The 25,494-nt window shown below is 60.5% G+C and carries 18 protein-coding genes; 5 read left to right on the top strand and 13 right to left on the bottom strand.

Annotation, left to right across the window (positions count from 1 at the left end; genetic code table 11):
- Window positions 1–188: 188 nt before the first annotated feature.
- Genes ACQK2L_RS29125 through ACQK2L_RS29115 form a run of 3 tightly spaced genes read right to left on the bottom strand, consistent with a single transcriptional unit; the run spans window position 189 to window position 2,426 of the window.
- Entirely contained in the window at window positions 189–749 is a 561-nt protein-coding gene (locus ACQK2L_RS29125) for a hypothetical protein (RefSeq protein WP_425400568.1), read from the bottom strand.
- Entirely contained in the window at window positions 700–978 is a 279-nt protein-coding gene (locus ACQK2L_RS29120; protein WP_425400567.1) for a hypothetical protein, read from the bottom strand. Before ACQK2L_RS29120 ends, ACQK2L_RS29125 begins: the two co-directional genes overlap by 50 nt.
- 35 nt (window positions 979–1,013) lie before the next feature.
- Window positions 1,014–2,426 (bottom strand): Gfo/Idh/MocA family oxidoreductase, encoded by a 1,413-nt coding sequence (locus tag ACQK2L_RS29115; RefSeq protein WP_425400566.1) that lies wholly within the window; start codon window positions 2,424–2,426, stop codon window positions 1,014–1,016.
- A 173-nt stretch (window positions 2,427–2,599) separates the two neighbouring features.
- Between ACQK2L_RS29115 and ACQK2L_RS29110 the strand changes: the two genes are divergently transcribed.
- Window positions 2,600–4,387: an ATP-binding cassette domain-containing protein gene (locus ACQK2L_RS29110; protein WP_425400565.1), complete on the top strand. Its 1,788-nt coding sequence runs from the start codon at window positions 2,600–2,602 to the stop codon at window positions 4,385–4,387.
- A 1-nt stretch (window position 4,388) separates the two neighbouring features.
- Here ACQK2L_RS29110 and ACQK2L_RS29105 read toward each other — a convergent pair whose 3' ends face one another.
- Window positions 4,389–5,780, bottom strand: a complete 1,392-nt coding sequence (locus ACQK2L_RS29105; protein ID WP_425400564.1) for a PhoPQ-activated protein PqaA family protein — start codon at window positions 5,778–5,780, stop codon at window positions 4,389–4,391.
- 115 nt (window positions 5,781–5,895) lie between these two features.
- A complete protein-coding gene (gene fusA, locus ACQK2L_RS29100; protein ID WP_425400563.1) occupies window positions 5,896–8,004 on the bottom strand; it encodes an elongation factor G in 2,109 nt (702 codons plus the stop codon).
- A 466-nt stretch (window positions 8,005–8,470) separates the two neighbouring features.
- Between fusA and ACQK2L_RS29095 the strand changes: the two genes are divergently transcribed.
- From ACQK2L_RS29095 to ACQK2L_RS29085, 3 genes are all read left to right on the top strand, one after another.
- The gene (locus ACQK2L_RS29095) at window positions 8,471–9,373 is read left to right on the top strand and encodes a CAAX prenyl protease-related protein (protein ID WP_425400562.1); all 903 of its coding nucleotides are present in this window, start codon (window positions 8,471–8,473) and stop codon (window positions 9,371–9,373) included.
- Between the two features lie 370 nt (window positions 9,374–9,743).
- On the top strand, window positions 9,744–10,040 hold the full coding sequence (locus ACQK2L_RS29090) for a hypothetical protein (RefSeq protein ID WP_425400561.1): 297 nt from the start codon (window positions 9,744–9,746) through the stop codon (window positions 10,038–10,040).
- On the top strand, window positions 10,021–11,787 hold the full coding sequence (locus ACQK2L_RS29085; protein ID WP_425400560.1) for an arylsulfatase: 1,767 nt from the start codon (window positions 10,021–10,023) through the stop codon (window positions 11,785–11,787). Before ACQK2L_RS29090 ends, ACQK2L_RS29085 begins: the two co-directional genes overlap by 20 nt.
- Window positions 11,788–12,602: 815 nt before the next feature.
- Here the strand turns inward: ACQK2L_RS29085 and ACQK2L_RS29080 are convergent.
- From ACQK2L_RS29080 to ACQK2L_RS29070, 3 genes are all read right to left on the bottom strand, one after another.
- Window positions 12,603–13,115 carry a hypothetical protein gene (locus tag ACQK2L_RS29080; protein WP_425400559.1) on the bottom strand — a complete coding sequence of 171 codons (513 nt, stop codon included), beginning with the start codon at window positions 13,113–13,115 and terminating at the stop codon, window positions 12,603–12,605.
- Between the two features lie 144 nt (window positions 13,116–13,259).
- Window positions 13,260–14,810 (bottom strand): sulfatase, encoded by a 1,551-nt coding sequence (locus tag ACQK2L_RS29075; RefSeq protein WP_425400558.1) that lies wholly within the window; start codon window positions 14,808–14,810, stop codon window positions 13,260–13,262.
- A gap of 140 nt (window positions 14,811–14,950) precedes the next feature.
- Complete coding sequence (locus ACQK2L_RS29070; protein ID WP_425400557.1) at window positions 14,951–17,203, bottom strand: tetratricopeptide repeat protein; 2,253 nt, start codon at window positions 17,201–17,203, stop codon at window positions 14,951–14,953.
- Window positions 17,204–17,553: 350 nt separating this feature from the next.
- Here ACQK2L_RS29070 and rarD point away from each other — a divergent pair, with 350 nt between their 5' ends.
- Window positions 17,554–18,537 carry an EamA family transporter RarD gene (gene rarD, locus ACQK2L_RS29065; protein ID WP_425400556.1) on the top strand — a complete coding sequence of 328 codons (984 nt, stop codon included), beginning with the start codon at window positions 17,554–17,556 and terminating at the stop codon, window positions 18,535–18,537.
- An 18-nt stretch (window positions 18,538–18,555) separates the two neighbouring features.
- Here rarD and ACQK2L_RS29060 read toward each other — a convergent pair whose 3' ends face one another.
- The 5 genes from ACQK2L_RS29060 to ACQK2L_RS29040 form a co-directional block, all read right to left on the bottom strand.
- The gene (locus ACQK2L_RS29060; protein WP_425400555.1) at window positions 18,556–19,965 is read right to left on the bottom strand and encodes a glucoamylase family protein; all 1,410 of its coding nucleotides are present in this window, start codon (window positions 19,963–19,965) and stop codon (window positions 18,556–18,558) included.
- 64 nt (window positions 19,966–20,029) lie between these two features.
- Window positions 20,030–20,896, bottom strand: coding sequence for a CheR family methyltransferase (locus ACQK2L_RS29055; RefSeq protein WP_425400554.1), 867 nt, complete (start codon window positions 20,894–20,896; stop codon window positions 20,030–20,032).
- A complete protein-coding gene (locus ACQK2L_RS29050; protein ID WP_425400553.1) occupies window positions 20,887–22,002 on the bottom strand; it encodes a protein-glutamate methylesterase/protein-glutamine glutaminase in 1,116 nt (371 codons plus the stop codon). Before ACQK2L_RS29050 ends, ACQK2L_RS29055 begins: the two co-directional genes overlap by 10 nt.
- Window positions 22,003–22,156: 154 nt before the next feature.
- Window positions 22,157–24,937 carry a methyl-accepting chemotaxis protein gene (locus tag ACQK2L_RS29045; RefSeq protein WP_425400552.1) on the bottom strand — a complete coding sequence of 927 codons (2,781 nt, stop codon included), beginning with the start codon at window positions 24,935–24,937 and terminating at the stop codon, window positions 22,157–22,159.
- A 92-nt stretch (window positions 24,938–25,029) separates the two neighbouring features.
- On the bottom strand, window positions 25,030–25,494 hold the full coding sequence (locus ACQK2L_RS29040) for a chemotaxis protein CheW (RefSeq protein WP_425400551.1): 465 nt from the start codon (window positions 25,492–25,494) through the stop codon (window positions 25,030–25,032).

Genomic DNA, 25,494 nt, shown 5'->3' with positions numbered 1-25,494 from the left:
TTTGTCGCAGCGAAAACACGATTGGGTGCGACAAAACCCTCCGCCCATTGTGCGGCCACGGCGGCATTTTGCCCAGTGCTACCGCTGGCGCGCAGTGCTGGACAACACCACATTGGACCACGCCGGGTGTCCAGTTTCCACGGCCTAGCGAAGAATGCGGCGCAGACACGCGGCGAGAATATTAGCAGTTATACCCCAAGCTGCGTACGGAGCTCCACGAGCTTCTCCAGCGTGCCATGTTCCTGACACCACTGCTCGATGTAGGGCCAGTCGAGCGTCTCATGCTGGGCCGCCATCACGTTTTGGGCGTCGTCACGGTCTTTGCCTCGGCCTGTCTTCATGGCCCAGTTCAGTTTCGTGACAATCGTGTCCTCGGCCGTGGCGACCCAGGCGCGCTCGTCGTAGAGTTCAACTGGCAGACGTCGTTTGAAACGCGATTGATCGTGAGGATCCTCGCTCAATTCGAACACTTCCACTTTGAAGTCCGTGTCATCGGCCGTGAGCAAGACTCGTTTGGTGGCCGTTACCGATTCGAAGCCTAGCTGACGATCGAGGTGGATGTCCGCGTGCGCGCTAGCAACCTCTTGGGCAGCCGAGATAAACTTGCTTTCGACCACTAGATCGATGTCTTGGGTGCCCCGCGGCACGCAGTAGAGATTCGTGGCGTAAGAACCAACCAGCATGAAGGCATGGCCATGTTCATTCAGCGACGCCAGCACCTGTTTGACGATCAGTTCCGACTTGAGCACTTCGTGACTCCCACTGGTGAATGCGTGCTAACCGCTCCCGTCGCATGGCAGCGAGTTCCTGTTCCGTACACTCGGGATGCTGCATCCGGAGCCCCTGGGTCATCAGGTAGATTGAACGCTCGAACAACTCGTGCCCAATCCGCACCCGCTCTTGCGGCGTGAGCCGCTTGGCGCGCTCCACGTCGCGCCAGAAGTCGGCGTCCATTTGGGTGTTTTCGGGAATGTTCATGGCACGAACAACTTGTCCTTCTTCGCGAACACCACTCAAGCGTTTATCTCGTAACCCTTCCGTTGCACACGGCTGATGAAGGTGTTGGCTTCCGGGTCGTTGACGAATCGATTGGTCTGGCGATCGTAGGTTAGTTTGCGATCCAGCCGCAGGGCGATGTTTGCCGTGTGGGCCAAGACGAGCGCCCGATTGTGGGAGACGACGTCGGAGATCGGCTGGCGGCGCGCCTTCGCGCATTCCACGAAGTGGCTCATGTGCGATTTGGGGATCGGACAGCCATAGAGTTCTTCGATGGCGTTCTCCGGCAGCGGATTGCTGGCCAGGTCCTCGACCGGCTTGCCGGTAAGTTTGTTGCGATTGACAAAGTACCTTCCCTTGGTGCCCTCGAACATGATGCCATTGTCAAAGCCCTTGTCGCTGGCGTCGTCGCGAATGCGGAGCACTTTCCCATCTTCGAAGGTCACCTTCACATCGAACGTCACAGCCGTATTGAAACGATCGGACTCGGTGGGCATGCCTTTTACCAGCTTCACAGGGTGATCGGCTGCCAACGGCTCGACCGTCATTTGATCGCGTTGATCTCCAAGCTTGTCGAGCGCCCACATGGCGATGTCCAGATGATGGGCGCCCCAGTCGGTCATGCGGCCGCCGGAATACTCGTACCACCAGCGGAAGTAATTGTGCGTGCGACCGAACGGGAAGCCGGCGCCCCAGCCAGCAATGTCCACCAGTGGCCCTTCCCGATACTCGTTCAATGGGGCTTGCCCTTGCCATACCTCCCAGTTGAGCGAGTCGGGCGGTGCGGTCACCGGCAGCGCATCGCAGCGGCGGGCTTGCCCCAAGGCACAGGTCACCGTTTCGATGTCGCCCACTCGGCCGTGATGGGCCAAGGCGGCGGCGCGGGCGAAGTTCTGGTTGAACTCGGTGCGTTGCTGCGTGCCGACCTGCACGATCTTGCCGGTCTCGTTCATCACGCGTTCGATCTGCTGGCCCTCGTCGATGGTGAGCGTCAGCGGCTTTTCGCAGTACACGTCTTTGCCAGCCCGCATGGCGTCGATGACAATCTTCGTGTGCCAGTGATCGGGGGTGCCAATGATCACCAGGTCGATGTCGTCGCGATCCAGCACGCGGCGATAGTCATCGTACACTGCCGTGGCGATCGGCCAACCCTGTTGGCGATGGTGGTCGACGGCTGTTTGCAGAGCTCTGCCCGCCTGCACCGAGTCGACATCGCACACCGCGGCCGCGGGACCGAACGTCAGGGCTTGGGGACCCAAGTAGGTGTGGTAGCGAATTCCCGTGCCGATGAATCCAAACACCGGACGTTCGAGCGGCGACCACCAACTCTCCGCAGCGGTCGCCTGGTTTCCGATGAAATAGCTGCCGGCCGCAACTCCCAGACCCGTGGCGGTCGAACGGAGGAAATCGCGGCGATTGGGTAAGATCATAGGATGGTTCCAAGTCAAAAGATGGGAATTCAACGTGCAGCAAGACCCCGGCCTGACACCTGCATTCTAACACGCAGCAAGCTAAAATCGAAAGTTCGGGTTTGGCCCCTGTATCCTGAGCCCAGCCCAACATCCCACCTTTCCCCCTTGTTTGCGGGTTCCCAGACGGCTTCATGGCACTTGCTGAACTTCGAGAATTGACGATCGCCTATCGCGGGCCGGCGCTGCTAGATGATGTATCCTGCCAGATCGAGCAGGGGCAGCGGATTGGCCTGTTGGGCCGCAACGGCGCTGGCAAGACCACGCTCATGCGGCTCCTGGCAGGCGACGTCCAGCCCGACCATGGCGAGGTCGTGATTACCGCGGGCAGTCGCGTGGCCATCCTGCCGCAGGACGTGCCGCAACACCTGCCGGGCACCATTGCCGAAGTGGTGGGCGCGGCGCTGCACGAACACGATCCTCATCTGGAAGAGTGGGACGTCGGGCCGCGAGTCGACAAGCTGCTGAGCCGGATGGGACTCGACGGCTCGCTCGAGGCCCAGTCGCTATCGTCCGGCATGAAGCGGCGAGTGCTGCTTGCGCAAACACTCGTCACCGAGCCCGACCTGTTGCTCTTGGACGAACCGACGAACCACCTCGACATCGACGCGATCACTTGGCTCGAAGAATTGCTGCTTGGGTGGCCAACCACGCTGTTGTTCATCACGCACGACCGCGCGTTCCTCCGCAGGCTCGCCACGCGGATTCTGGAGATCGACCGCGGGCGGATTTTTGATTGGTCGTGCGACTATGACACATTCCTGGTTCGCAAAGAACAGGCGCTCGATGCCGAGGAGAAGCAAAACGCTCTGTTCGACAAACGCCTGGCCGAAGAGGAAGCGTGGATCCGCCAGGGCATCAAGGCCCGCCGCACCCGCAACGAAGGCCGCGTGCGAGCACTCGAGGCCATGCGCGAGGAGCGTGCGCAGCGCCGCGAGCGAGTAGGCAAGTCGAAGCTCGAGATTCAAAGCTCTCAGAAGAGCGGCGCGCTGGTGGCCAAGGCCGAAGGCATCTCGTTCGCCTACGGCGACCAGCCGATCGTCGCCGATTTTTCCACCGACATCATGCGGGGCGACAAGATTGGCATCATCGGCCCCAACGGCGCGGGCAAGACCACGCTACTCAAGCTGCTGCTCGGACAACTCAAGCCTCAGCAGGGCAGCGTTCGCTTGGGCACCAAGGTCGAGGTCGCCTACTTCGACCAACTACGGCGCACCCTCGATGGCGACCAGACTGTGCAGGAGAACGTGGGCGAAGGTTCCGACAGCGTCACGATCAACGGCCGCAGCCGCCATGTGCTCGGCTACCTGCAGGACTTCCTGTTCACGCCCGAGCGGGCGCGGACCGAGGTGCGGTTCCTCTCCGGCGGCGAGCAGAACCGCATTCTGCTCGCCAAACTGTTCGCCAAGCCGGCCAATGTGATCGTGATGGACGAACCGACCAACGACCTCGACGCCGAAACGCTCGAAATGCTGGAAGAGCGACTCATCGAGTTCGACGGAACGCTGCTAGTGGTGAGTCACGATCGGGCGTTTTTGAACAACGTGGTAACGAGCGTCATCGCCTTCGAGCCGGGCGGCGCTCGCGAGTACGTCGGCGGCTACGACGATTGGGTCCGCCAGCGCAAAGTCGAAACGCCAGCGGAAAAACCCAAACCAGCCGCCAAGTCGAACGCAGCCAAGTCCGGCGAGTCCAAGCCGCAAACCACGAAGCTCTCCTACAAGGACCAACGCGAACTGGAGATGCTGCCCGGGTTGATCGAGAAGCTCGAGGCCGAGACGCTGGAGCTGACCGCCGCGATGAGCGATCCGGAGTTCTTCAAGAAGTCGCCGGACGAGATTTCTACAGCCAGCGAGCGGATGAAGCAACTCAACGACGAACTGGCCCACGCATACGAGCGGTGGGAAGAGCTCGAGGGATGAGCTACTTTCCTCCGGTGGCTTCTCCCTCGACCCACACCGGTGTTGTCAGTCGCAAGGCTCGGCCACTGGGGGTGTCGAACTCCGCCTCTACGAGCGACGCCGTCCAGCCATCCTGGCCGTTGAGTGTGCGACGCTCAACTACATAGTCGCCGCTTGCCTCAGGTGCGAGGTCCTGCGACTTGAACGCCGCCCCCAGCGTCGCCAGGCGGAAGTCGCGGTCCTGCGGGTTGTTCGCTTGCCACAGCCGCACGCGATTTGGCGGGCGGTTGTAGCGAACTTGCCAACCGTTGGCCTGCGTGGGACTCCACTCGACCGCGGGACGATCCTGGTCGGCGAGGATCATGGAGTAGAAGCCAATGATGGAGTCGAGCGCATTGGAACCAGCCAGCGAGTGGTTCGCGTTCGGCACATAGGTCAGGTGCTTTTCGTCGGGCAGGTCGTCGAAGTAGAACTGGGAAGAGTCAGGCAGGAAGAACTCGTCGCCTGTCGCGTTGACAATCAGTTTGGGCATCGCGAACCGCTCCCGGTACGTGTAAGGATCGATCAGCTCAAACAGCTTGTCGAACTTCGCGTGCGACAACTCACCTTGAAAGCCCCGGTTCTGGTAGTCCTGCAAGGCGGGCGACCACTCGCCGTAGACGTCGAGTTGATGCTGCAGCGAAGGACGCACGTTCAGCACGTCGATCACGATGGGAATGATCGCCGCGACGCGACGATCCACCGCGGCGGCGAGCCACGTAGTCCAGCCACGCTTCGACGCGCCGGAAACCACGAATCGGGTCAGGTCTTCCACTTCAGCGTCGCTGGCGGACCACTCCTCGAGGGCGTCCATCGCACGCACGGCCGACTTGGCCATCGGCAGTTGTCCCAAGCGAGTCGGGTCTTTCGTATCCAGCGCGATCTGCATGCACTCGGCCAACAGATCGTCCTCGCTGCGCCCAATACCATCGCCTCCAAACTCCAGCGGCTGGTTCGGCACGCAATGCAACTCGGCGACCACCGAAGAGGTTTCTTGGGCTACCGCGAGCAACTGCGGAGTGGGATGGGTTGGCAGCGGGGCCGTGTGCTTGCCGCCCGAGATGAACAGCATCGCCAAGTTGCCGGTCGCGTCCTTTGGCGTGCAAACCTTCAGCCAGTGTTTCCACACGCCGGGGCTGACGTCGCCCGCTTGCCACGTTTGGGACGTGAGTTCAATGACCGTAAACCGGACGCCGCCCGAAGTCTGATCGGACACCACGCGCCAGGCGTAGGAGTCGTCTGCCTGGGCGACGTACTCGTCGAGCCCGGTGGCGGGGAGGCCCAGTTGCTTGTGGCGAAGGTTGTCCGCCGCCGGCTTGGCCATCGCGGTGCACGAGCCAATCACCAACGTCAATCCGAGAAGCACTCTAAGCATGGCAGTCTCCGTCGTTGCATCGCGTGTGGCATCAAGTTACCTCACCATACAACACGAGCCCGACGTTTGCACGCCGGGCTCGTGGGGATTTCGACGGTAGGTGACCGCTCGCCCACTAGGCAGGTTGCAGTTCGGCCTTGCGTTCTTCGACAATCTCGGCCTGAATGCTCGACGGCACGGGCGAGTACTTGGCGAACTCCATGGAGAACGTTCCCTGGCCTTGGGTCTGGCTGCGAAGGTCGTTCGAGTAGCCAAACGTTTCGGCCAGCGGCACTTCGGCGATGATGCGCGTCACGCCATTGGCCGAGTCGGTCTCGACGATCATGCCACGCTTCGAGCTGACCTGACCGACCACCGAACCTTGGAAGTCGTCGGGGCACTCGATCTCCATCTTCATGATCGGCTCGAGCAGCAGCGGCTTCATGCGATTGAAGTGCTCGCGGAAACACTCGCGTGCAGTGAGCTTGAACGCCATGTCGCTGGAGTCGACATCGTGGTAGGTGCCGTCCTTCAGTTCGACCGCCATGCCGACTACCGGGTAACCGGCCACCGGGCCTTTGTCCATCATCTCCTCGAAGCCCTTCTTCACCGCGGGGATGTATTCCTTGGGGATACGTCCACCGGTGACTTGGTCTTCAAAGTACAACTCGCCCGACTCGCCCTTCTCTTCCATCGCGGCGCGGTCTTCGTCGGTCATCGGACGCATCACGCCGACGATGTGACCGTACTGACCGGAACCACCGGACTGCTTCTTCCGCTTGTGGTCGAACTCGTACGCCTGCTGGCCGCTTTCGCGGTAGCTGACCTTCGGAGCACCCACCTCGACGTCGACGCCGTACTCGCGGCGAATCCGCTCGACGTACACTTCGAGGTGCAACTCGCCCATGCCGGCGATGATCGTCTCGTTGGTCTCATCGTCGGTGTAGACGTGGAACGTGGGGTCTTCCTTGCGGAACCGCTGCAGGGCCTTGCTCAGCTTGTCGGCGTTGTCGCGCGACAGCGGTACGATCGACATCTTGATCACCGGATCGGCGACGAAGATGTTTTCCAGCGAACAGTAGTTCGATGTGTCGCAGTAGGTATCGCCACTGGCGCAGTCGACGCCCATCACCGCGATGATATCGCCCGCCACGGCGGTATCGATTTCCTCACGCTTATTGGAGTGCATTCGCACCAACCGGCTGAACCGTTCCTTGCGGCCCGAACGCTGATTGAAGTAGGTACCACCCTTCTCGACCTTGCCGTCGTAGATGCGGAAATAGGTGAGCTGGCCGTACTCATCGTCGGTAATCTTGAAGCCCATGGCGATCAGCGGCTTGTTGGAGTCGTTACCCATAACGATCTCCTCGCCAGTTTCGGGATTCATGCCCTTGTTGGTGACTTCCGTCGGCGCCGGCAGGTATCGCGTGATGGCTTCCAGCAGCGGCTGCACACCCTTGTTCTTGAACGCACTGCCCATGAACACGGGGGTGAACTCCTGCTCGATCACCGCGTGGCGGGTGATGTCGTGGATGGTCTCCTCGCTGATCTCCTCTTCGCCCAGCAGTTTCTCCATCATCTCGTCGCTGTACATCGACAGCTCTTCGAGCATGTGGTGACGGGCGTCGTTGGCTTCGTCCTGCAAATCGGCGGGGATTTCCTCCTCGCGGACGGTCTCGCCATTGGCGCCGTCGAAGTACAGGGCCTTCATCTTCACCAGGTCGATCACGCCCTCGAACTTGTCTTCCTTGCCGATCGGGATCTGCATCGCCACCGCGTGGGCGCCGAGCTTATCCTTGACCTGCTTGATCACGCTGTCGGGATTAGCGCCGGTGCGGTCCATCTTGTTGATGAACGCCAAACGGGGCACGTGGTACCGCTTCATCTGGCGGTCGACGGTCATCGACTGCGACTGCACGCCACCCACCGAGCACAGCACCAACACCGCGCCGTCGAGCACACGGAGGCTACGCTCCACCTCCACGGTGAAGTCGACGTGGCCCGGCGTGTCGATCAGGTTGATCTTGTGCTTGTTCCACTCCAGCGACGTGGCCGCGCTGGTGATCGTGATACCACGCTCCTTCTCGAGTTCCATGTGGTCCATCGTGGCGCCGTCGCCGCCACCGCGGACATCCTCGATCTTGTGAATACGTCCGGCGTAGAACAAAATCCGCTCGCTCAAGGTTGTCTTGCCCGAGTCGATGTGAGCGGAAATACCGATGTTACGAACTTTACGAAGGTCCATTTTTCTCTCTAACCTATGAGCGAACGTTGCTTGCCGGCGACGGACTCGCTGATTGCGAATACAGCTTGGTAAACAGGCGGGACGAGGCAAGAGCCGATCCCTGGCTACGAAACTCGCGGATTCGAATTGACACACCTCGCGCACCGATGGGTTCACGCCACCCGACGTCTCGCGGATGCGAGCCGAGGGTGCTTCCATCGGTGGGCGGTCCCTGTCACAGCGGGCAGGGCGCTATGTTCGGGGGCGGGGCTGGCAATCGAAGCCTGTATCTTAGCTAAAAAATAGCCTCTTGCTAGCCCAACTGGGCCACTCGGGCGTTAAAATCGGGTGAAGCCAGTTCGCGGAAAGCCGCCCAGCAGCTATTCTGGGAAGTGACCGCTCCTTACCTTCTCGGGCGTCGCAACCTGTTGCAGGCTAATGTCTTAGCCAAAATTGCCCAAAACCCGCCTCCTGCCGGATCCCGACCATGTCCGATACTCCTGCATCTGATGTTCCCACCACCCAGCCCGGCGACAGTGCCAACAAGGTCCGTGCGACGCTGGCCTTTGTGCTGCCGATGGCGGTCTACATGCTGCTGCAGACTCTGGAGCCCGAGCCGCTTAGGCAGCCCGCCGCAGCAGCCGCTAGCGGCGAGGCCGACGTGCTCGAGTTGCCGTTTGACGAGGCCGAAATCGACGACGCGTTGCTCGACGACCCGGACATCGAAGAAACCGACTTCGCAGCCACCAGCCGCCGGATGGGGATGAACATCCCTCGTAAGTATTACCCCATTGTCTACACGGTGAAGATCGTCGTCACGCTGGCCGTGGTGTTGTGGTTCCTGCCGGTGTACCTGCAATGGCCGTTTAAGGTCTCCCCGTTGGCCGTTGGGGTGGGCGTGGTCGGGGTGCTGCTGTGGCTCGCCTGCTGCAAACTGAATCTCGAAGGACACTTGGTCAACTGGCTGGGCAAAGACCATTCGGTGGTCAGTTGGTTGGGCCTTGGCCCTCGCGCGGAATACAACCCGCTGGGGGCGTTGGGCCACAATGCGTCGGGATACGCCTTCCTGGCGATTCGGTTCTTCGGGTTGGCGCTGCTGGTGCCGCTAGTCGAGGAGGCCTTCTTGCGGGGGTTCCTCATGCGGTACGTGATGCACGACAACTGGACCGAGATCCCTTTCGGCCACGTGAACCGGCTGGCCGTCGCCGCCGGCATCCTGGTGCCAGTGCTCTACCACCCCGAAAAGCTGGCCGCCCTGGTGTGGTTCAGCCTGGTCACTTGGCTGATGGTCCGCACCAAGAACTTCTGGGACTGCGTCACCGCCCACGCGGTGACGAACTTCCTGCTGGGCGTGGTGGTCGTACTGACTGGTTGGTGGGAACTGTGGTAGGGGAGGGGGGCAGGATTCAGGGATTAGGGGTGAGGGATGAGTGTATAGGAGCGATACCCTAGCCGGTGGCACACTTGCCACCGCGAAGACCAGCGGGAAACGCGCGAATTGCATGGCGTTCCGGCTAGCTCTGGAGTGCGACTAGACTGTGGTTGTGAAAGTATTATGCTCACCGCGCTTCAGGTTTTCATTTTCGCTTCATCAATTCTTGCACTGGGGTTTCAGCTCTGCACAGGAATTGCCGTTTGCGGTACGAATGAAGTCGTTGAGCGAGCCAAGTCACCGTCCATCTATTGGTTTTGGATTCTCCTGCAAACGGCGATCGCCATATTACTCGTAGCGGTATCGTTTGCAGCAGGGAACTAGACCCATGTCTGACCTCAAGTCCCCACGACTGATGTACCTCAAAGCCGCGCTGCTCTTGGCGATCGGCGTGGTTAGTTCGGTGCTGCTGTTGTTGTTCGCTCCCGATTGGCGGGTTGCGGTGCTCCTGGCCCTTGCCGTGTGGGCGTTCTGCCGCGCGTATTACTTTGCGTTTTACGTGATCGAACACTACATTGACGGGGAGTACTCCTACAGCGGCCTCTTCGACTTTGCCAAATGCCAAGCCTTAGGGCGCGGGTACCGCCATCGAGCGACAGGGCGAGATGATGAACAAAACGCGTGAAATTGGAACAATGCTCGTCGCCGGGCTGTTGTGCTTCTCTGCCTCGTGTGCACTGTTCGCTGCCGAGCGTGCTCCGAACGTGTTGATCGTGATTGCCGACGACATGGGATGGGGCGATCTAAGCGGCCACGGCAACGAAAGTGTGCGGACTCCGAACCTCGATCGACTCGCGAGCGCTGGAGCGTCGTTCGAGCGCTTCTACGTCCAGCCAGTCTGTTCGCCTACCCGAGCCGAGGTGCTCACAGGATTGCATCACCCGCGCGTCGGCGTGAGTGGCGTGAGCCGCGGCTTCGAACGCATGCAGCCAGCAGTGAAAACCTTAGGCGACGTCTTCAAGCAGCAGGGCTACTCCACGGCGGCTTTCGGCAAATGGCACAACGGCACCCAAGCCCCCTACCACCCCAAGTGCCGCGGCTTCGATGAATTCTACGGGTTTTGCTCCGGCCACTGGGGCCAGTACTTTGCCCCGCTGGTGGATCACAACGGTCACATCGAAAAGTCGAACGGCTATCTCACCGACGAGTTAACCACTCACGCCATCGACTTCATGCGCAAGCACAAGTCCGACCCGTTTTTCATTCTGCTTGCGTACAACACGCCTCATTCGCCCATGCAGGTGCCCGATCGTTGGTGGCAGCCTCACGCTCAGCAGCAGCTGGCCCAGCGAGGCACCAACCACAGCGCCGAGAACATCCCGCACACGCGGGCGGCGCTGGCGATGTGCGAGAACATCGATTGGAACGTGGGACGCCTGACCGATGCTATCGACGCCGAAGGGCTGCAGGAGGATACCATCGTTGTCTTCCTGAGCGACAATGGACCCAATGGGCATCGGTGGAATGGCGAGATGCGCGGCATCAAAGGTTCGACCGACGAGGGCGGCGTGCGGTCTCCGCTGTTCATCAAGTGGCCGGGCCGTATTCCGGCTGGGCAGGTGGTGTCGCCCAACGCAGCGGCGATTGATTTGCTACCAACCCTGTGTGAGCTGGCCGAAGCCGAAACGCCGGAAGCCGATGGCGTGAGCCTGGCGCCCCTCGTCCAAGGCCAATCGACCGTTTGGCCCGAACGATTTGTCTACAGCCATTGGAACGGCAAGGTCAGTGCGCGGCGCGGTCACTTGGTGCTCGACCACGCCGGCCGCCTGTATGACTTGAACCAAGACCCAGGACAACAGCAGGACATTACCGACCAGCAGCCCGACGTTGCCCAGGAGTTTCGCGCGGCGGTGGACACTTGGCGACGCGAAGTGCTCGACGAAACCCCACGATCGCCCCAACCGTTCACGGTGGGGCATCGCTCCCTGCAGGTGACGCAACTGCCAGCTCGCGACGCAACCGCCACCGGCGGCATTGAGCGATCGAGTCGCCACCCGAACAGTTCGTTCATGACCAACTGGACCAACGCCGACGAAACGATCGACTGGAAAGTCGAAGTGGCGGAGTCGGGCCGATTTGGTGCGACCCTCTACTACTCTTGCGATGCCTCCGATGCGGGATCCGACGTGGAACTTCGTTCCGGCAATTCGACCGTGAGCTGCAAGGTGCCAGCCCATCCTTCCGAGTTGATCGGTGCGGAGTCCGACCGCGTTCGTCGCACGGAGTCGTACGAACAAGACTGGAAGGCACTCGAAATGGGCACCATCGATCTTGCCCAGGGCGAAGGAACATTGACATTGCGCGCACTGGACGTGGCAGGTGACGAGGTGATGGATTTTCGGCTATTGGTGCTGCGGAGAATCGACGACTGAAGGCGATCGAGCACTACATGGACGAGGAGTGCAAGTTCGCGGGGCTGGTAGATTTTGTGAGGTACCTGGTGGGGAGGCGTTAACTCATCTCATTTTCCGCCTGCATCGCCGCCTCTAAGGAACAGGGCGATCCCGGTCAGAAGCCCGATGCACGAGCCAAGCACGACGCCCATGGCGATACCCCAGCTGACGCCAATGCTGGAAGATGTCGCTCCAACTGCAGCGCCCAAGACTACGCCAAATCCAGTGCCTAGGCTTATGCCTAATGAAAGGATATGTGACTTGTTCATATGGGACTCCATTGGCTAGTTCGGGTGCTGGTTTGCGACCTGCTATTCGTCAGACCTGCGCTCATCTTGGTAGAGTTTTTGTGCCGCCATTGCAGGCTTCAGTCCCTTGGCGTCCAAGCTTCCCCGTTCGCCCAAGTCTTTGGGCGATAACGTAATATAAAACTGCTTAGCGAATCAGCCCGAAGAAGCGAAGCGGCGCAATGCTCAGAATCCCAATCGCAAAGAGCAGTAACACCACGGTTGGAGTGATCATTGCACGACGACACTTGGGGCAGTATGTCGACGAGGGACGAAATACCCCGAACACAAGATTGGCAGGTCGCATGAGTACGCACAGCAGCTTTGGCATTGGCCGGAGCGTTTCCGAAGGCTTGCCGCAGCGGAAGCATAGATCTGAACTGGAACTCATAGCGTTCTACCACCCTTCGAAACGGCGGTGAGTTGCTGTTTGGGTGTTCTGCCGCGCGTGCAGCGTGGTAGAGCGGAAGGACACGAGCACCTCGAATCCGCCTGATCGTTCTATATTCAATTCCCCCGATCGATATCAAGTCCGTACCGCTCGGCAACCCTGTCAAGTTCTTCGTCAGATCGCGATAGGCTGTTGATCCCATTCATCAACCGTTCTTGCGACTCATCTGCAAAGGCAATCTCTTGCTGCGTCTGAGGCGGTTCCGTGGGATGAGATTCCATGATGGAGCACATTTCTTCTACGTTACAAACTAGCTCTTCAAATTCTTCTCTATAATCTGCCGGGCAGCCAGAAGCGTCGATTGCTTGTAGTTTGCTTAGAAGCTCATTGCAGGCTGAACGTACTTGTATGGTGCCATTTGCAGAACTGACTTGTTCTTGAAATGGCCGTCTCGTGGCCTCTATCTGGGCGTGAACAAGTTTAACCGCGGTAAAGTTGTGTTCTTCCTGAAGGCTGTCCGCGCCATCGATAGCACCGACAGTTTTCACGTCCGTCTGATTTTGAGTAGAACAACCAACGATTGACGTAATGCAAGCCAGCGTGGATAAGGTCAAGATTGTGTGGTACATCCTTGTAGCTCCTGAAGTGACTTCGTATAGGATGTGGGGGTCCTTGAAGAAGTCTGTGATTGAGTCGAAGCGTCTCTCAGTCCTATCGATCATCGCATCCACCCCAAAAACTGGGAGGATGCACGGTTCCAGCGAACCAACTGCTCAGTTCGGTGTCCCACCCGGCATCTTAGGCTTCACCACCCCACTCCGATCCCGTGTCGTCGGATACTTCGCCCCCTGCCGTTCGAGTTCGGCGAGCAACTCACTCATCATCTCCGTGAGCTTCTCCGGTTCCGATTCCGCCAGGTTGTTGGATTCGGATGGATCAACCGACAGGTCGAACAGCTCGTACCGCACCTTTTCTGGTGTGTCTTCGGGGTAGTAGTGGTACGCCACCTTCCAGTTTCCATTGCGGTAGATGGTGAAGTAGTCGCTGCGGTGCACCGAGTGGGGGTAGTGCATCAGGAACGTGTCACGGCGGGCGGGGTCGGCCTGGCCGGAGAGTAGCGGACTCAAGCTGTGGCCGTCCGTCGGGTGATTGGTCGGCGCGGTGACTCCCGTCACTTCCAGCAGCGTTGGCATCAGATCGCACACCGAGGCCACTTCGCTGCGGATCGCTCCGGCGGTGATGGGTAGCTTGGCTTGGTTTGGCTCATCGGCGTCGGCCTTGGCCCACGCGGCGATGAAGGGCACTCGCATGCCACCTTCGTAGTGCGAGCCTTTCTTGCCACGTAGCGGCGCACTGCAGGCGATTTCGTGGGCGCCGCCCAGCGGGGCGTCGCCGCCGTTGTCGCCCAGGAATATGAATAGCGTGTTGTCGGCCACGCCGAGCGACTCGACATGATCGAGCAAATCGCCGAGCGACTTGTCCATGCCTTCGATCAGCGTCGCGTACGCCTGAGCGGGCTTCTTTCTGCCCGACTGCTTGTAGTGCTCCGCGAAGCGAGCGTCGGACTGAAACGGACTGTGCACCGCGTAGTGGGCCATGTACAGGAAGAACGGCTCGTCGGCCGCCACCGCTTCGCTCACTTCCCGCTTCGCTTCGCGAGTGAGGGCTTCGGTCAGAAAGATGTCCTCTCCGTGATACGCCTCCAGGTCCGGCACCGCGTGCACCTTGTCGTTGGGGCCGTTCTTGAAGTTCTTCGTGCCGTAGTAACTCCCAGGATGCCCGGCCGAGTGCCCGGCCACGTTGCGGTCGAAGCCAACGTCCTTCGGGTCCGCGCCCGCGTAGTCGCGCGGCGCAAAGTGGCCTTTTCCGACGTGAATCGTACGGTAGCCAGCCGCGCTCAGCAGCCGCGGTAAGCTCACTTGCTCATCGCCCAGCCCGGTCCAGTTCCAATCCTCAGGGCCGCACGGTCCGCGATTGTTATTCGTAGGGTTGATCCAGTTGGTCGTACCATGCCGCGCGGCGTTCTGACCGGTCATGATCGACACGCGCGTCGGCGAGCACACGCTCATCGCGTAAAAGTTGCTGAGCCGCATGCCCCGCTCGGCGAGCCGCTCCATGTTGGGCGTGCGGTAGTAGTCGTTCAATGGATGCCGCACCGGGCTGCCCGACTCGTCGGTCAGAAACGGCAGCGACGTATCCATCACTCCCATATCGTCGACCAGGAACAATACGACGTTGGGCCGAGTGTCGCCAGCCTGACAGATGTTCGTTACGCAGAGAAGGCAATAAGCGAGAGTGAGCAGGCACTTGTGTGACAGGGGCATGTTCAGGTCTAGCGAAGGGTGCTGGGGTCGACGTTGCCTGAGTATACACAAAGTCAACGTTGAGGACCCTAAACGCTAAAAGCCCAGCCGTTTGCACGGCTGAGCCCTTGCGTCCCCCCTCCCATTGATCGGTCGCTACGTCACTCGGCGTAGCTGGCCTGCTGAACGTCGCTGGCGGGCTCGGTGATGTAAGCCTGGCCTTGCTCGTAGAGCTGCTTTCGCCATAGGTAGTTCGGCTTGTCCTTCTCGCTGGCCGCTTCCATGCACTTCTGCATCGCGGCCTGGGCGGCTTCGAAATCGCCCGCGGTGGCGTGGGCGGCAGCCAGCGTGTCGTATTCCAGATCGGTCGGCTCGCCGCAGAGTTCCAACGCTCGCTTGGCGGAGGCCAAGGCCAATTGGGCGTTGCGGCATTCGCGATCGGGGCACGTGGCTTGCAGCCAAGCCAGGTTGCGGTAAGCGACGGCCAACGAGTTGTCCAACTCGATCGCCCGCTCGTAGTCGGCCTTGGCCGAACGATAGCGACCCATGTCCATCAGCAGGTCGCCGCGGTTGCAGGCGATGTAGGCATCGCCCGGCGACAGGTGCGCCGCGGCGTCCATGTGTTGCAGGGCGAGCGTGAACTGACCCAACATGTGGCACACGCGGCCGCGACCCTTGTGGGCCACCGCCAGATCGGGATCGATGGCGATCGCCTGACGATAATCGGCCGACGACTTCTCGAGTTCACCGGCACGCATCCACAGGGCAGCGCGGTTCGAGAAGGCCTTGGCAAACTCGGGATTCAATTCAATCGTGCGATTGAAGTCGTCGAACGCATCGGCGAAGCGACCTGCCTGAGCGGCCAACACGCCACGGTTGTGGATGGCGCGGTACCGCTCGGGATCGAGTCGCAAAGCGTCTTCGAAGTCGAGCAGGGCTTCCTTGATGCGGCCTTCGTCGGTGCGAAGCTCGCCACGACGATTCAAAGCCCAACTTGCCAGATCGTGACTATAGTCGATGCAGACCTGACTCTGATCGATAGCCAGCACGTGGCGGCAGAGTTGGATCACTTGTGTGTATTCGGCTTCCGTCTTGGCGACGCTCGATTGCTGGTTGGCCTCGGTCAACAGCGCGATGGCCTTCTCAGAAGGTTCGGCCGACTTGGCTTCGGGCGGTGTCACCGGGTTGGCAGGCTGAGCGGTCGGGTAGGGCATCGCCTCTGCGACCGCGACCGGCTTCGGTTGAACGGGTTGCGGCTTGGGTGCGGGACTCACAAGCTTGCGCTGAGGCGGCATCGACTTGGCCGCTGCTGCGGCCTGGGCCATGGCGTGCTCGTTGACGATTTCGCGCGGAGCGCTGATCGGCTGCTGAGCCCCTGCTTGCTGAACCGTATTGATCGGCATGGGCATGTTGCTCGCCCGCCCAGCCGGCTGCTGCGCGGTGCGGGCTTGCAATGTGTCGCTGCTTGCCGCCGGCGTGGTGACGACGGGCAGCTGGGACGAAGGCGACATCGATGCAGGCGACATGGATGCAGGTCGCGGCATCGGAGCGTTCCGCTGCGCGAGACTGGGGAACTTCGATGCCTGCGAAGCTTGTGCGGTGTTGGCTCCGGTTGGTTGCTTTGGCTGAGCAGCAACCGACTCGTCGCGGTCGGTCACCATGGCGACCATCGGCTCGGGAGTCCTTTGACGCCTCGGCTCGGGCTTTGCTACGGGCTCTTGCCGATAGGAGGGCGTGGGCAAAACGGGAGTGTTTCGCTCGCGCGGCTGCGTTTTGGCTTCCTTGTCGCCGCCGCTAAGTAGCGAGAACAAGCCAACCGGTTTGTTGGAATCACGACTGGTCGAAGACGAAAGCCCCGTGCCACGCATGGCGTTAGGGTTGGGACGTTCGTTCGAGCCGCCAAACAATGTCGGGCGAGTGGGACGCTTGGTGGATTCCTGCGCGGCTTGCGACTGCGCGGTTTGTGACGTGAGCATCTTGCGATTCGGTGCGACCGCGGCGTTGCCGGAGGTCGAACCCATGCGCCCGGATGCGGTCGCTGGTTGAATGGTCTGCTGCTGCTGCTCTTTGTTGCCGCCGAACAAGCCACCAAGCGTCTTCTTAAACGACCAGCCGCTCTCTTCTTCTTGCCGCATCTGTTGCTTCAATGGCATTTGCTGCCCACCGCTGGGCATGCCATTGACCGACGGCTGCGGAAAACGCGACCGCTGCGACGGGGCAGGCGCCTGGTATTGGTTGGTGCGGGCGGAGTTGGATTGCTGCGCCAGCCGTTGGGCTTGTTCTTGAATGTCTTCGACGAACACTACCCCTTCGGTCTGAGCACCGGCCACGCCTGCGGCGAGCAACGCCGCGAGGCCAGTCGAGCGAACCAGTCGCAGGCTAAGAACGGGAAGTTCACGAACCAACTTGATCATGGCGCTGCACCAATCTGAATAATGCGACAAGCAAATATTGCGAGCTTTTTGGAACTCTACCCATGGCGTGGATTGCCAGCACCGTGTGCAGAGACATCGTCTGCAATGTCGTATCGGCAACCAGTACACTCATCCTCACCCAATTCACCCGGAAATCCGGAAGAATCCGCGCAACCGTCAAAGTTTGCCAGGTGTCTCTATCCGAGCAGCCGGGTTGCCATCTATGCTAGTGCTTCGCCAGGCTCCTAAAACTCGTGCATCGAAGCACTGCTTTGCCAGACGTGAACCTGCTAGCACCGCGCATGGTCCTGGCGGTGTCCCTGCCCCCTTTGCCTCACTCACGCCCACCCATGCCGCACGATAGTTCCTCGCACAGCCGCTTTGCCGGGACGATCTATGCCGTGCTAGCGTTCGGGTGGTGGGCGCTAGTGTTTCCCGTGTTGGTGGTCACGCTGAACCACCGCGTGCAGCATTTGGGGCACTTCAGTTCCGGCGGCGCGACGCGGCTCGACTGGAGTCTCGAGTTCATGACCCATCGCGGCATTTGGTCGATGGTCTCCTGCATCGTGCTACTCGCCGGACTACGCCGCATGGGCGAAGCCCGCGCGCTGCTGGCGTCGCCCCGCTCGCGACTGCTGCTGGGGGTGACAGCGCTGTTGATGCTGGGCAATTGGACGGGCTTCGTCTACGGCGCGGCGACCGACCGCCTTAGCCACGCCAGTTTGGGTTACTACATCAATCCGCTGCTTAGCGTCGCGCTGGGCGTCGCGGTGCTGGGCGAGCGATTGCGGCGCGCCCAGGTGCTGGCCGTTGCATTGGCCGCTGTGGGCGTGGCGTGGGAAACGTGGCGGTTGGGGCACTTGCCGTGGATCTCGCTGCTGGTTGCCTTCTCGTTTGGGCTGTACGGGTTGTTCCGCAAGCAGATCAACGCAACCGCCATCGCGGGCTTGCTGGTGGAGGGAGTTTGGATGCTGCCACTTGGCTTGGGGTACCTGTGCTATCGCGAGATGGCCGGCCCCGCGCCGATCTTCGGCCGCGATTGGATCGTAAGCCTGCTGCTCGTGCTGTCGGGCGCGGCCACCGCGGCGCCGCTCATCTGGTTCGCCAGCGCTGCGAGGCGGTTGCCACTCAGCACGGTAGCGTTCCTGCAGTTCATCGTGCCGACCGGACAGCTCTTCATCGCAGTGACTCTGAATCACGAGTCGCTCAGCGCTTCGGCGCTGGCGTCTTTCGCCTTCATCTGGCTCGGCGTGGCGGCGTTCCTGGCGGACATACGTGTGATCACACGCAAGAAACCCGAACCAACCAGCGGCACGATGATGGAGTGCCAGTAACGTGTCGCGGCGCGCTCGTTAGCGTTCCTGCCACCCCAGCCGCTCCACCGCGCGGCGGACGTGAGGGTGCTGGTGAAAGAGATCCCACACCAACCCTGACCGCGCGTTTTCGATCAACAGCAGCATCGGGCCCACGTTGATGCCGATGTAGTCCTCGGGCGCGTAATCTTGTTCGAGGTTGAAGCTATCCAAGAATCCGTAACCACCCTCGGTGGGCGACCGCCACACTAGCGGCCGACCTTGTTTATCCTTCAGCTTCTTCATCTCGCGCAGCGCCGCGAGTGTCTCCTTGGGCATAAACGGCAGGGCTGCAGCCGTGACGTACGGCGCCACGGTGCCATTGTGCCATCGATCGTTTCCGCTGTGGTTGGGCACCGACTCGGGAACCAGGTAGCCGGGTTGCTGCTTGTCGTTCAGCCCCATGCAGGGTCCCAATCCCCAACGGTTGCGACCGAGCGTGAGAAGCTCCGGCGACTTCTCGGTGCAGCGTTGGCGATGCGTGACAAACGCGCGCCGCGTGTTTTCAAACCAATGTACGCGCGGTCCTTGGCCGCCAAGCTTGCTGGGATCGTCCGCCTGGTATCGGCGATAGTCGATCCAGCAGTGGTCGAAAAAGTAGGTAAACATCGCCCCGTTCCACGTCACCACGTAGGGCGGCAGGGCATCGTGCCGGCCTAACTTGCGCTTGAGCTGATACGCCACACGCGCGTCGAGCGCGTGCTGCGGGTTCGGCGCGCCGACCGCGTGCAGGTAGCACAATGCCTCCTCGGCGCCTGCGATGTGCCACACCCACTTCACAAGTTTGCCATCGGCGTTGAGGGTTTGGGAGCTCTGCGACCGCCAGCCAAACGTCAACAGCTGGTCGCCTTCGCGAGCATATGCGCGCCAGTTGGCGTCGCTGATCAGCCGATCAACCAACTCACGCACCTCGCCGCCGAAGTACACCGCAGCGGGGATCGCGCCCGACTGCAGGAGGGCGTGGTCCACGGTGCTGGTTTGCACCTCCGGCGCGTCGGTCTTGAGTTGTGCTGAGTCTTGATCGACAAAGTGCAGGTAGATGCCGTATTTCTTGTTCCCACGCTCGTCGATCAGCGCACGCAAGATCGTCTTGGCGCGTTGTTCCGCGTCGCGGCGCGAAACCCATCCCCGCTCCACCCCGATCGGCAAAGCGGACAGCTGAAACCCTACCGCGGCGACACTCGATACGTCGGCGGTCAGTCGGTCGCGGACCAAACCCGCGGGTTGGCCAACCTCGTTCCACAGGTAGTCGAAGCAGCCTCGCTGCACTTCATCCAGCAAGCGGTTCTCGTCGGGCGAGAACGGGTAGTTCCGTGCCGCCTGGGCTTCTGCAGACAGGTTGATGTCCTGTGCAGCCGCCGAACAGCAACACGCAGCGACCACTAGCGCGGTGGTGTAACGAAGATCCATGCTTCGATTATCCGCGCGAGCAGCGGTGCGAGCAAGCTGGCGCTCGCTCTGCTCTCCTGCCACGCTACTTCGGGCGGTACACGGTGCAGTTGCAGTGGGTCTCGGGAGTGAACTCCGCCCCCAGGTCGCTCAGCCGTTCGGCCGAGCCCACGAACAGCCAACCGCCCGGCGTCATCGTGTCGACGATGCGATGGAACATGTCGGCGCGCTGTTCTGGCTTGAAGTAGATCGCCACGTTGCGGCAGAACACGATGTCGAACAGGTTCATCTCCGGGAACGGCTGCAGCAAGTTGCGAACATCGAACCTGGCGAGCCGTTGCAGGTCCTGCGACACTTGCCAGCCGGCAGCCTCGTGGCTGAAGTAGTTCGACTTGTTCAGGTCGTCGAGGCCTCGTCCCACTTCCAGGTTCGAGTACCAGCCACGTCGGGCAGTTTCCACCGACGCCGGAGAGACGTCGGTGCCAAAAATCTGCAGATCCCATCCCGGCAGCATCTGAGCAATCTCGTGCAGCACCATGGCGATGCTGTACACTTCCTGCCCGGTGCTGCAAGCAGCCGACCATATGCGGATGCGGCGTTGCCGCCCGCTCGACTCGATCGCTTCGATCAAGTCGGGTAGGATCTTGTATCGCAGTGCGTTAAATGGCGACTCGTCGCGGAAGAACAACGTTTCGTGCGTGGTGATCGCATCGACGATTTCGCTGCGCACGTCACTACCCGCCACACCCTTGGCCCGCTGGACCAGTTCGGCGTAGTCGCGGCACTCGAGTCGCTTGACGATCGGCGCAAGGCGCGACTCAATCAAATAGCCTTTGGTCTCGTCAAGATAGACGCCGCACAGTTCGTCCACCAGGTCGATTAGAGCGGATACGCCGTCGTCGCTGGTTGCGGGGCGGGACAGAGTTTGCTGAACTTGTTCTGCTAACGACATGCGGCTGTCTCCTGCCCGGTTAACTTCAGCATTTCCTCTCCGATCTTGTCCAAGGGCAAGATACAGTCGGCCAGATTGCTATCGACGATCTGCCGTGGCATGCCATACACCACGCAGGTGGCTTCATTCTGCGCCATGATGATGGCGCCACGACGCTTCAGTAGTTTGCAGCCCAGGTGCCCGTCGTCGCCCATGCCGGTGAGGATGCATGCCAGCACGTCGCCGCCGTAGATCTCGGCCACTGAACGAAACAAGTAGTCGACCGAAGGGCGGCAGTTGCGTTCCGGAGGATCGTCCGAAATGACCACCGAGGACGAGAACCCTGCGCGCTGGAGCTTCATCTGCTTGCCGCCCGGTGCGATGTACACGGTGCCGGGCTGTAGCATGTCGCCATGTTGCGCTTCGACGACATTGATCTTCGCATGGCGGTTCAGCTCATCGGCCAACGACTTGGTGAACACCGGCGGCATGTGCTGCACCAGGACGATCGGCACATTGAAATTGGCTGGCAGGCTGGGAATCAATTGCGACAAGGCCTTGGGGCCGCCGGTCGAGACGCCGATGGCCAGGATCCGAGGATTCACCCGTCCAGCGCGAGTGGGACACAGCGGCATATCCTGGTCGCTTGGTGCCGCGACCGGATGCGGCGTCGCCGCGCGCTTGGCCGTGCTTCGGTTCTTTGTTTCTGCGAAAGCGTGCGCTTTGGGAATCAGCGACTCCTTGAGTTCCGCCATGCTGGCGTCGGGCGACTTCGACGTGGGCTTCAGCGCGAAGTCAAACGCTCCGGCGTCCAACGCACGGGTCGTGGCGGTAGCTCCTTCAGCGGACAAGGCACTTAGCACGATGGCCCCAACGGATGAGTGGTTATCTTGCAGGTGACGCAATACCCCCAAGCCATCCAGTTCGGGCATCTCCAGGTCCAACGTAATCAAGTCCGGTCGGAGCTGCTGGATCTTATCGAGTGCCACGCGTCCATTGCATGCAGTGCCCACTACCTCCAAGCCGTCCGCCTCTTGCAGTACTTGCGAGACCAACTTGCGGTATAGGGCCGAGTCGTCGACAACCAACACTCGGAGTGGATCAATGATGGGGGGTGGTGTATTCAAGGCAATGTATCTTTGTTGCAATGTTAGGCATCCAGGGCGGTGTGCGGGTGGGGGATCGATCCGCCAGCACGCCGCGCCGAAGACCTAAACGCTGGTCGCCGCACCGCGGGCATGTCGCCCGCGGCGCGGTTACCAAGCTCTTCCCTACTTCTATCTAGCCTGCCAGGACAGGCTCGCCGAACTGTTCTTCGGACGTTGCACCCACGCTAGCCAGCGTGTTGGTGTCGACCTTGAACTGACCGACGATACGTTGCAGTTCCTCGGAAAGTTCCGAGAGTTGGCCGCCAACGGTCTGCGTCTCCGAAGCACCTTGAGCGGTTTGCTTCGCAGCCTGATCGACTCCCACAATGTTGCGGGAAATCTCGGTGCAGGCCGAAGCACTTTCGGCAACGCCGGTGGACACCGTGGTGGTGGCCGAAGCGGTCTGGTTGACGTTCGCAGCGATTTCCTTGGTGGTAATGCTCTGCTCTTCGACCGCCGAAGCGATGGTGCTCGAAGTGCTGTTTACCTGCTGAATCGCTTCGCCAACATCGGCGATCGAGCGAACGGCTTCCTTGGTGGAGCTTTGGATGCCCTCGATGCGGACACGAATGTCCTGCGTGGCGTCGGCCGTTTGACGGGCCAGCTCTTTCACCTCGGTCGCAACCACCGCGAATCCCTTGCCAGCTTCGCCGGCTCGGGCGGCTTCGATCGTGGCGTTCAGGGCCAGCAGGTTGGTCTGCTCGGCGATGTCCTGAATCACTTCGATCACCTTGCCGATCTCTTCGGCGGCTTCGCCCAACTGACCAATCGTCTGGTTGCTGCTATCGGTCAACTGCGTAGCGTTTTGAGCGATGTTCGAAGCCTGCTCGGCAGTCTTCGCAATCTCGCCGATGCTCGCGGTCAACTCGTCGACAGCCTTGGCCACCGATTGCACGTTGGTGGTCATCTCTTCGGTCGACGAAGCCATGTTGGTCATGTTGGTCGACATCTCTTCGGCTGCCGCAGCCACCGTGGCGCTCTGCCCGGTGGTCTCTTCGGCTCCACTGGCCAGGTCGTTGGCCGTGGACGACAGCTGCTGCGAAGTGGCTGCCAACTGACCGGCGTTGCTGGCCAGATTGCGAATCAATCCACGCAGCTTGTCGGACATCGCGTTCACCGCATTCGCGATGTTGCTGAACACGTTGCGAGTCTCGACCGTGTCTTCGTCGCCAGGGGCTACCTGGTAATCCTGACTCAGGTCGCCATCGGCAATGCTCTGCAAGACGCTGGACAACTCCGACACCTCACGTGCCTGGAATTCGGCATTCTTGTTGTCGATCTTGGTGCGTCGCTCGATCTCTTGACGCTGCTTCACTTGCTGGGTGATGTCCGTGGCAAACTTCACAACCTTGTAGGCCTTGCCATCCTTGTCGAACATCGGATTGTAGGAAGCCTGAATCCAGATCTCCTCGCCGTTCTTGCGGAGTCGCATGTACTCACCCGCGTCGAACTCTCCGCGTTTCAGTTTGTCCCAGAACGCAGCATAGGCTGGCGAGTTGGTGTACTCTTGCTCGCAGAAGATGCGGTGGTGCTGACCGACGATCTCGTCGCGGGTGTAGCCCACAGCGTTGAGGAAGTTCTCGTTCGCATCGATGATGGTGCCGTCGAGGTTGAACTCGATGATGGCTTGGGCGCGACCAGCCGCTTCCAGCTTGGCTGTGTAGTCGTAGGCGGCTATCTCCGCATCGCTCAACGAATCGAGCATGCTGTTCAAGGCAGTCGCCATGCGACCCAGGTCGCCACCCACCGATGTCTTCACTTTGTTGGTGAAGTCGTTCTTGGTAGCGGCTTCCATCGAATTGGTCGCCCTGGAGATGACATCGCCCATCCGCTTGCCGAACAAGTAGGCGGCAACCAGGATGACCAGAGCGGTGCCGACGAAGGTATATAGGCACGTGGTCTTCAGAGCGTTTCCGGCGGCAAGGGCCTCGGAGGTGCTAACGCGTACCAGAACATTCCACTTCATCCCGGGGAACCCGAGGGCACCGGTGAGGGGGCTGAAGCCAGCGGTTTGATCAATCTGCTTGCGAGCATGATAACTGCGAGTCAGGTTGCCTGCCTCGCCGGCGACGACGCGCTGGGCAGCGGGCACACCCTTGTCGGCAAGATTAAACTTGCCGATGACATCCATGTTGCGATGAATGCCCGCGGTGCCTTGGGTGGAAGGATCGCAGTCGACGATGATATTTCCGTTCTCATCCAACAGCGTCAGTTCCGCCGAGCCGAGGCCACGTGCTTTCAAGTCGTTGTAAGCGGCGAGTACGATGTCTTCGACCAGACCGAACTTGGCGACGTTCTTCCAAACACCGATCACCTGGCCATTGTCGTCATAGACCGGGGCGGTGAAGCCCAGCGACAGTCCTTCGTCCCCGTATACCTGCTGAACCAGCGGATCGACGTGCAGGTGCTCGACAACGGTACCCGTGAAGGTGCGGTCTTCCGATTCGTAGAACTTACCGGCCATGGCGTCTTTGAACCATTGCTCGTCAGCGTAGTTGAAATCGAACAACTTGCTGGTATCGACCACTTTGCCATCGCTGTCGTGATTGTTCACTGCAGCGAGGTTGCCCTCGGTGTCGATCAGCATGGTCAAGTAATAGACGTCGTACAGGTCGACGTACTGGTTCATGGAGCGAGCAATGGGGTTCTCAGGATCACGCGATCCCCACAGGTCCTGGTTCTTGACCACATTGTTCACAGCAAATGCTTGCACATCGCCATAACGCTCGAACAGGTTTCGGTCGATCAGATCGCCAATCTTTGCCGCTTCGGCTTGATACATCTTGGCAGTGTCGTCGGAGATCTTCTCCGCCGACTTCCAGCAAACCAGGGTCAACACGGCCAATGGGGCCAGTGCGAAAGCCAGGCACACGAGCGTAAGCGTGGTGCGGAAACTAAACTGCAGCCTCTTCATCAGAAATCCTCCAGCACGAAACAGGTGTTGTTGTGACAGCTTCAGTGAACTCAAAAAATCTACAGCGAACAAAATCTCGGAAACGCTTTTCGTCAGTTGCTGGTCTCCAATGCCTCCTGCAAGTTCAAGACAGCGACGATGTCGTTCTCGCCGGTGAACACTCCGCTGAAGAAGCGTTCGTCCACCGCGGCAATGTTGGGCGGTGGGGGAATCACGTCGTCGCGAGAGACAGTGATGATGTCGGCGATGCGGTCGACACACAGGCCAACCAGTTCGCCAGACACGTTGACAATCAAGTTTCGACTGTCTTTGGTCACCGTGCCTCGTTCCAGGCCGAGGACCGATCGCAGGTCGATCACGGTCACCACGTCGCCACGCAGGTTGATCACCCCCCGCACCCAATCGGGAGCGTGCGGCACCATCGTGACGTCGAGGCAGCGATTGATCTCTTGTACCTGGTCGATCTCAAGTCCCAGCAGCATGTCGCCCACGTAGAACGTGGCGAGCTGCATACTGTGGGTATCAACGTACGAGTTGGTAGTAGTTTCGGTAGTCAT

Origin of the sequence: Aeoliella sp. (genome assembly GCF_965227375.1) — a bacterium.
Lineage (GTDB): Bacteria > Planctomycetota > Planctomycetia > Pirellulales > Lacipirellulaceae > Aeoliella.
The sequence above is the reverse complement of the archived record's forward strand: the minus strand, read 5'-3'. Positions and strand labels throughout refer to the sequence as shown.